6 protein-coding genes are annotated in these 9103 nt (G+C 44.6%); 5 read left to right on the top strand and 1 reads right to left on the bottom strand.

The window, feature by feature from the left end; genetic code table 11:
• Positions 1-371 precede the first annotated feature (371 nt).
• On the top strand, positions 372-1730 hold the full coding sequence (locus D0T66_RS16400; protein ID WP_255489852.1) for a leucine-rich repeat domain-containing protein: 1359 nt from the start codon (positions 372-374) through the stop codon (positions 1728-1730).
• A 695-nt stretch (positions 1731-2425) separates the two neighbouring features.
• Here D0T66_RS16400 and D0T66_RS16005 read toward each other — a convergent pair.
• Positions 2426-3397: a polyprenyl synthetase family protein gene (locus tag D0T66_RS16005; RefSeq protein WP_163358307.1), complete on the bottom strand. Its 972-nt coding sequence runs from the start codon at positions 3395-3397 to the stop codon at positions 2426-2428.
• 139 nt (positions 3398-3536) lie between these two features.
• Here D0T66_RS16005 and polA point away from each other — a divergent pair, with 139 nt between their 5' ends.
• The 4 genes from polA to D0T66_RS15985 are packed head-to-tail and all read left to right on the top strand — an operon-like array spanning position 3537 to position 9085.
• A complete protein-coding gene (gene polA, locus D0T66_RS16000) occupies positions 3537-6323 on the top strand; it encodes a DNA polymerase I (protein WP_163358306.1) in 2787 nt (928 codons plus the stop codon).
• Between the two features lie 17 nt (positions 6324-6340).
• Complete coding sequence (locus D0T66_RS15995; RefSeq protein ID WP_163358305.1) at positions 6341-8023, top strand: hypothetical protein; 1683 nt, start codon at positions 6341-6343, stop codon at positions 8021-8023.
• Positions 8016-8459 (top strand): YqaA family protein, encoded by a 444-nt coding sequence (locus tag D0T66_RS15990; protein WP_163358304.1) that lies wholly within the window; start codon positions 8016-8018, stop codon positions 8457-8459. The genes D0T66_RS15995 and D0T66_RS15990 overlap by 8 nt, the downstream gene beginning before the upstream one ends.
• On the top strand, positions 8456-9085 hold the full coding sequence (locus D0T66_RS15985) for a hypothetical protein (protein WP_163358303.1): 630 nt from the start codon (positions 8456-8458) through the stop codon (positions 9083-9085). The genes D0T66_RS15990 and D0T66_RS15985 overlap by 4 nt, the downstream gene beginning before the upstream one ends.
• Positions 9086-9103: the final 18 nt, after the last annotated feature.

Genomic DNA, 9103 nt, shown 5'->3' with positions numbered 1-9103 from the left:
GTGTGGCTTTGCCCCTACTCGTCACTTGTAACTTGTAACTCGTCTACTAAAAAATATGCTTGTGTTAATGTCAGGGGTATTTCCGGCTGCGATAGCCGTACCTACCTCCCCCCAGCCCCCTCCACAAGAGGGGGAGCAAGGGGCTGTCTTTCAGTTAACAGTTATCAGTCAACAGTTAACAATAGGACTTTTGTAGGGGCGCACCTGCGTGTGCGCCCGCAAACCGATATATCGGGCAGACACATAGGTCTGCCCCTACACAGTAACGAGACGAGATTCCTCGTATCCACTCGAGATGACAATAAAGCTAACAGCTATCCGCTAACGGCTAACAACTATATAAAATTTACTAACTCACAAATTAACATTTTATGAAAACTCTTTTGACACAGGCTATCATCATATTAGCCTTATTTACGGCAATTAGCTTGCAAGCACAAGTAACAATGGGAAGCGACGAGAAACCCAATGCAGGAGCCTTGCTCGACCTGAAAATGAATGCTAACAGCGGCGCAAACTCAACCAAAGGGCTTGGATTGCCCAAGGTGGAACTTTCGGATTTGAGTAAACTGAAGATAGGAACAGCCCCTGAAATAACGGGAGCAGATGCCCTGAACCATACCGGACTGATAGTGTACAATACCAAAGAAACAATGTGTTTCTCTAAGGGATTATACGTGTGGGATGGCGAACAATGGCAAGCACTATCAAATGAAGCTAAAAAACGGGGCAGCTATGCCGAGGATGTGCAAGCCCTGAAAGACCTCTACACTGCCAACCCGGGCAATACGCTGGGGTGGAATTTGAGTGGCGACCCCGCAAATTTTGCCGGGGTTGCCTGGACGACTATATGCGGAGAGAAGAGAGTAAACCAACTGATGATTGACAATAAAAATCTAACCACATCTACCGGAATCGATAAACTTGATGCGTTAACGTACCTGTATTGCAATGATAACCAACTGACAAGTCTGGATGTATCGGGAGCCACGGCCTTAATGACGCTGCATTGCTATAGTAACCAGTTGACAAGTCTGGATGTATCGACCAACACGGCATTAACAACGCTGGATTGCGTTCTTAACCAACTGACAAGTCTGGATGTATCGAACAACACGGCATTAACAACGCTGAATTGCGTTCTTAACCAACTGACAAGTCTGGATGTATCGAACAACACGGCATTAACAACGCTGAGTTGCAGTGATAACCAATTGACAAGTTTAGATGTATCGAACAACACGGCATTAACATATCTGAGTTGCACTAATAACCAGTTGACAAGTTTGGATGTATCGACCAACACGGCATTAACAACGCTGAATTGCCACTATAACCAACTGACAAGTTTGGATGTATCGACCAACATGGCATTAACATTGCTGCAGTGTTTTGATAATCAACTGACGAGTTTGGATGTATCGACCAACACGGCATTAACAACGCTGAGTTGCAGTCATAACCAACTGACAAGTCTGGATGTATCGGCCAACACGGCGTTAACAACGCTGTGGTGCTATTCTAACCAACTGACAAGTCTGGATGTATCAACTAACACGGCCTTAACACAACTGTCTTGCAGTCATAACCAACTGACGCAGGCGGAAGTGAATAAGTTTAAGCTTCATCCGAATTATTGTCCGAATATATCTACTTGGGATGTAACCTCCCAATATTTCCCGGGCACGACGACAATAGATCCTTCTGTAGCCAAACCTACTTGTCCATAACCCACCTCCCTTCCGGAGGGGGTGAATAAAAATAAAACAACTTTATCTATACAGGGAAGCAGTCCGCAAGGACTGTTTCCCTGTGTTCATTGTCATCCCGAGCGGATGCGAGGGAGCTTGCTGCGCTTTGCGCTGTTCATACTTGGGTCGGGATGCCTCGCATCCGCTCGGCATGACAGAACCGTTCTTTTACTTCGTGATACTCCGTGAAAAACCCCGTGTTACTCCGTGGTTGAAAAGGAAAATGACAAGACAAAAAACACTGTATCGCGTCAAATCTGTCAAGAGTGTCAAGTTTTAACTAAATATTGATTGATAATCAGTAAAGTAGGTTTTTGACGTAATTTGACAGGGCGGAGTCTTTAGGAGAGGTAAAAAAGAAAGGAATATTCACGGCAATCACTGCCCAAATATTCCCTAATGATTAACACAAGCAATTATAATAAAATAGTTTTTATAGACATTTACATTATCAATAGGCTGTTGTATTAAGTAAGATATTTTGTGTAACGTAACTTTATCATTGTTTTCTGAAATCAAAGATAACGGCTATTTTGATACCGATTTGAATAATAAGACGAAACAGCTTGATTAGTAGACCAAACGGGTGTTTTTTGTAGACAAGTGTATTTGGGGGGATGAAATATTACTCCATACGAAGCAATATCGGGCGCATATAAGGATAATAACAGGAATTAGTAAGCCCGTTGAACGATATAATCGAGGGCAGCCGTCAGGCCACCTCTAACCTCTTCATTGGTAATCGTTTGTATTAGTTCTTCGGCTTGTTTGTAGTATTCCTCTATTTTGGTGTATGTATATTCTATTCCGCCGTTTGCTTTGGCATATTCTATCATGGTGTGGATATTGGCATCGCTGAAGTCTTTGCTGCGGATGATGGATATAAAGCTGTTGCGGATATCCTCCGGCGCCTGTCCGATGGCATAGAGTAGGGGTAGGGTAACCTTCCCTTCGCGGATATCGTTTCCTGTCGGCTTGCCCACATTGTTCGAGTAATAATCGAAAATGTCGTCGCGCATCTGGAAACACATACCCAGTATCTCGCCAATCAGGGCGAATTTCTCGATTTCCTTTGCCGGGGCATCCACCGATATAGCGCCTATGCGCATACAGTCCGAAAGCAGCGAAGCAGTCTTTTTGCGTATAACTTCAAAATACTCCGCCTCATCCAGCACAGACTCTTTGACGAGCAATAACTGGTCGAGCTCGCCCTCGGCCAATGTCCGTCCGAGATTGGATATAATGGAGATGATGGGGTAGCTGCTTGTCATAACAGCTTTTATCAGGGCGGTGGAAAGGAAGTAGTCGCCTACCAATACGGCCATCCTGTTGTCGAAGACAGCATTTACCGAAGGCTTTCCGCGGCGGGTATCCGAATTGTCTACCACATCGTCGTGTATGAGCGATGCCGTGTGCAACAATTCTATTGTCATAGCAGCGCCGTATGTTACTTCATTGATTTCTCCGCAAGCTTTGGCCGCCAATAGCAGCAAGATAGGACGGATTCGTTTACCATCCGACACCATCACATAATCTATCAGTTTCTGTACCCGTTGATCTTCACTCGAAACCGACTCTTTGTAGTACGCATTGAATCGTTCCAGTTCAGTAGCTACAGGCTGGGCAATCAAAAGCCTCTTGTCCATTCCCATAATTAAAATTAAGATACAAATTTACAAATAAATCGGACTTTTAAGCTGTCATTTATTATAACTTTGCATAAAAATCGGCTTTTTTGGCTAACTTGCCTTTTAATTCAAGATTATATAACAGAACTAATAAGAAATGAAGCTATTCCTCATCGATGCATATGCCATCATATACCGTTCGTATTATGCTTTTATCAAAAGCCCCCGTATCAATTCGAAAGGGCAGAATACATCTGCTATCTACGGTTTTGTCAACACGCTCGAGGAGTTGTTGCGCATACAGGACCCGACACATATAGCAGTTGCCTTCGATCCTGCGGGCGGAACGTTCAGGCATGAGATGTTCGAGGATTACAAATCGCAACGTCAGGAAACGCCGGAAGATATACGCTCTGCGATACCTATCATCAAAGATATTATCGACGCCTACAATATAAAGGTACTGGAAGTGCCCCGCTACGAGGCCGACGATGTGATAGGGACAATGGCCAAGAAAGCCGAGGCTAAAGGTCTGGATACGTATATGATGACTCCCGATAAAGACTTCGGGCAGCTGGCGAGCAAACATATATTCCTTTACAAACCTTTGTCTTTAGGCGGAGGATTCGAAAAGCTGGGCAGCAAAGAGGTCATGGAGAAATACGGACTTTCGTCGCCCGAACAGATGATAGACTTGCTCGGCCTGATGGGCGATGCTTCGGACAATATACCCGGATGCCCCGGTGTAGGGCTTAAAACAGCACAGAAACTCCTTAGCCAATACGGAACCATCGAGAACCTGCTCGACAACACCGACGGGATGAAAGGTGTATTAAAGGAGCGTTTGGAAGAGAACAAAGAACAAATACTGATGTCGAAGTATCTGGCAACCATCAAAACGGATGTGCCTATCGACTTCAACATGGAAGACTTTAAGCGGCAGGAAATAAACTTTGACAAGTTGGAGACTATCTTTCTGGATTTGGAGTTCCAGACACTGATAAAAAGGGTTATCAAAAACGATGCCCGCTTCGTAAAGGCTATCGACGATAAACAACCTACTCAGGGAGAATTATTCGCCGAATTTATCGAAGAAGACCCGAATGCAGGCAGACAGTCTGTCTCTTCTTACAAAGAGCTGAAAGATGTTCCGCATACCTATCACCTCATCGACACGGACGATCGTATAAACCGGTTGGTTGCTAAGATTCTGGAGCACGACGCCTGCGCTTTCGATACGGAGACCACAGGCCTCGATCCCATTACCAGCGAATTGGTGGGTATGTCTTTCTCCTTCGAAGAGGGCGATGCCTATTACGTGCCGATAGATGCCAAATTTGATAGGGCAAAAGCGCGTGTGGAGAAGTTCAACCCGTTCTTCGAGAATGAGAAGATTATGAAAATAGGGCAGAATATCAAGTATGATATTACCGTCCTCAAGAAATATGGCATAAACGTGAAAGGACAAATCTTCGACACGATGATTGCTCACTACCTTATCAATCCTGAACTTCGTCATGGAATGGATTATATGGCGGAGACATACCTCAATTACCAAACTATCCGCATCGAGAGCCTTATCGGGAAACGAGGAAAGAATCAACTCACGATGCGCGATATCATACCTTCCATCATCAAGGATTATGCCTGTGAGGATGCCGATATAACATTGAAGCTGAAAAATGTACTCGAGAAAGCGATTGAGAAATATGGACAGAAAGACTTGCTCTATAATGTCGAATCGCCGCTTGTCTATGTCCTTGCCGATATGGAATATACGGGTGTAAGGCTCGATGTGAGCGCTTTGGAGGATTTCTCTAAAAAGCTCACGGAGGTTATGATTCAGTACGACGAGGAAATCCGTGAGATGGCGGGAGTAGCCGAATTGAATATCAATTCGCCTAAGCAAATCGGGGAAGTCCTGTTCGACACGATGAAGATTGTCAACAAGCCGCGCAAAACCAAAACAGGACAGTATGTTACCAGCGAGGAGGTACTCGAAAGCCTTCGGAGTGCGCATCCTATCGTGGGCAAAATACTGGAATACCGCGGAGTGAAGAAGCTCCTTAGTTCGTACGTAGACACACTTCCGCAATTGATAAGCGAAACGGACGGAAAAGTGCATACTTCTTATAATCAGACGGTAACCTCTACGGGACGCTTGAGTTCGAGCAATCCCAATCTTCAGAATATCCCGGTAAGAGGCGATCAGGGACGCGAGATACGCCGCGCCTTTATTGCCGATGAGGGATGCTTGTTCTTCTCGGCCGACTATTCGCAGATAGAGTTGCGCATCATGGCGCATCTGAGCGGCGACAAGAATATGATAGAAGCTTTCAACAGCGGGGCGGATATACATGCTGCCACGGCTGCCAAGATATATAAAATCCCGATTGAGGAGGTGACGGAGGATATGCGCCGGAAGGCTAAGACAGCCAATTTCGGTATTATCTACGGTATCTCGGTATTTGGTCTGGCCGAACGCTTATCGGTGTCGCGCAACGAAGCGCGGGAACTGATAGAAGGCTATTTCGAGAACTTCCCTCAGGTGAAAGACTACATGGATGAGGTGATAGAAATAGCACGCGTACAAGGCTATGTAGAAACCATGTTCGGACGTAAGCGTTATCTGCCCGACATCAACTCACGTAATATGACTGTTCGCGGCTATGCCGAACGAAATGCCATCAATGCTCCTATACAGGGTACGGCTGCCGATATTATCAAAATAGCGATGAACAGGATATACAATCGCTTCGAGGAAGAAGGCATCCGTTCGAAAATGATATTGCAGGTGCATGATGAGTTGAACTTCAATGTCTATAAAGATGAAATAGAGCAAGTTACCCGAATCGTGACGGAAGAAATGGAAGGCGTATGTGAAATGAGCGTTCCGTTGAAAATCGATTGCGGAACAGGGAATAACTGGCTCGAAGCTCATTAATGTTTAACTTATACGGTATGTTGAAGATAGAAAACTGTTTGGATAGAGTGGCTTCAGCCCGGAGAACGCATTTTTGGATGTTCTTGGGAGGCTTGTTGCTGTTGACTGCTATTATGATGTTTCTCAACCCGCTTTTTCCGGGACATGATTTCTATTTCCACATGACGCGCTTCGATGCCTTAATCGAAGCCTTGCAGGACGGAAGATATCCTGTATATATCGACTGGAAAAGCGTAAACGAATACGGCTACCTCAACAATGCTTTCTATTGCGACTTGCTGCTTGTCCCTTTTGCAATTATAGCTATTTTCACCAATTCTATATTTGCCTACAAGGTGATGATATTCGTGATAACTGTCCTCACAGGATTGTTTACCTATCATGCTGTCAGTGTTATCATCCGCAATAACTATGTAGCGGCAATCGGCGCTATACTCTATACATTCTCCTATTACCGCCTGTTGGATTTATATCCTCGCGCAGCCTTGGGCGAAACGCTATCATTTGCCTTCGTCCCGTTTGTGGCTTTGGGATTGTATTATATCATATCGGGCGACTACCGCAAGTGGTATGTCATTGCCTTAGGATATAGCCTGCTCATTTTCACACATGTGATATCTACCGTACTCACCTTTATCACCATGATAATCGTGATGGCTATCTGCTACAAATCGTTTGTCAGAGAACCTAAGCGGCTTGCGTATCTTTGTCTGGCAGGAGTAGTGGCAGTTTTAGTGACGGCTTATTATCTTTTCCCTATGTTGGAGCAGATGGCCTCCAATACCTTCTATTATACGGTAAAACCAGTATCGGATATCCGTTTCAAATTGAATGGGCCTTATGTCATCACGCAGGGACTGTTTACGGGAATTATCTATTCCGATAAATTCATTGCCGGTACAGGCGTAATCCTCACATGGGCTGTGAGTATGCGGCTGTTTGTATATGAAAAGACCAAGCAGCTGAAAATAGTCGATATAGGTGTTATAATAGGGTTGGTCTATATATTTGTGACTTCTATATTTTTCCCTTGGGGTATTTTCCCTTTCTCCAAGCTTGGATTCATCCAGTTTCCGTGGCGGTTCTTTCAATTTACAACGCTCTTTTTCGCGGTTGCGGGAGCTTATTATTTCTCCTGCCTGAAAACGAAGAAGCGGGCATTCGCGATGGGCTCTATTGCTGTTGTATTCACCATAGCGATGCTCTATTTTTACGGGCGTCACTATACGAATAATCAACAACAAGATGTTACGGTACCCCAAGCTTCGGCCGAAAACTTCTATAATCTGCAGGGAATAGAATATCTGCCCGAGCAGTTCCTCTCCATCTGGTATGCTGAGGTACGTGGCAACCAAGCCGATGCAGGAAATGAAGATACACAGATAGGCGATATTAAAAAGGAACATGGAATAACCACCTGCGAAGTTCTCGTTAACCGGCCTGATATAATCGAATTACCCTTGACTTACTACAAAGGCTATTCGGCAACTGTCGACGGAAAGGCTGCCGAAGTAACTGAAAGTTGGCGCGGATTGGTGCAACTACCGGTCGAACAATCGGGGCAGATAGAAGTGAAATATACAGGTACAACCATACAAAACGTCAGTCCTTATATCACCTTGATAAGTGTGATTGGGCTTTGCATTTATATTATTATATCGCGCCGGAGAAAACCGCTTAAACAAGCCGGAAATGCTTGACGGGTTCGTTGAATATGGGTATATAGGATTGTTCTTAGCTTCCTTTCTTGCGGCGACTATCCTGCCTTTCGGTTCGGAATTTGTATTTGTCACACTCATAGCTCTGGGCTTGGACCCGTGGATATGTACCATAGTGGCTTCCGTAGGTAACTGGCTGGGAGGAATGACAAATTACTATCTGGGCAAGCTGGGCAAAACTCAATGGATTGAAAAGTACCTGAAAGTCAAGAAGGAGAAGATAGAAAAAATACAAAACTGGCTTCAGGGGAAGGGTGCAGGGATGGCTTTTTTCAGCTTCCTGCCGGCTGTGGGCGATATTATTGCCATCGCGTTAGGCTATATACGGGCAAATGTTTATATTGTGAACATAACGATGTTTTTGGGTAAATTTGCCCGGTATGTATTATTGATGTACGGTGTAAACTGGATTATATGAAATATCTCATCTTGTTAATAATCAGCGCTTTTTCGCTTCTTCCGGTGCTTACCCCGAAGGAAGTGGAAATAGAATGGGTAGACGGATTAGAGGGTGATTTCTCGTTTACGGAGAATTGGGATTACCCCGAGAATGTTGCCCGTAATAGCTTCGGACAGTTAATCTGTGAGAACTTTTGTACCGAAGAATTGAGCAATATGCTCGATGAAAACATGCGTATTCCCGACGATTCGATAAGCAAATATTATCAATTGCTGGATACAACCCACTATTATCATACCATAAGCTGCGATGCTCAATCTTATGAATTTGTCGGTACGGATTATATCGAAACCGAAAGGGTAGGGGATACCCTCCGTTGCTATACCCTTTGCAATGCCGGAACGCATAGCAGCCTGGTCTTGAATATTGTCGGAGACAAGTGCATCCCTGTCCTTGATTTATACAGTGTTACCCCTGCCGGGGAAATGACTTTCCCTTCGAGCGGAGGCTATATCAAGATTGACAAACAGCACTGGGACAAGGGTATCTTGAAAGCAGAATTTCGCTTTACATTCGAAAATGATAACGGCAACCTCCCGCTGTGGTGGGAAGGACGGATATATACTCCTATTGCAAAAGAATAACTAAAAACTTATATACAA

Origin of the sequence: Dysgonomonas sp. 25 (genome assembly GCF_010501075.1) — a bacterium.
Classification (GTDB): Bacteria; Bacteroidota; Bacteroidia; order Bacteroidales; family Dysgonomonadaceae; genus Dysgonomonas.
Note: the sequence above shows the minus strand (reverse complement) of the source record. Positions and strands in the feature narration are given on the sequence as shown.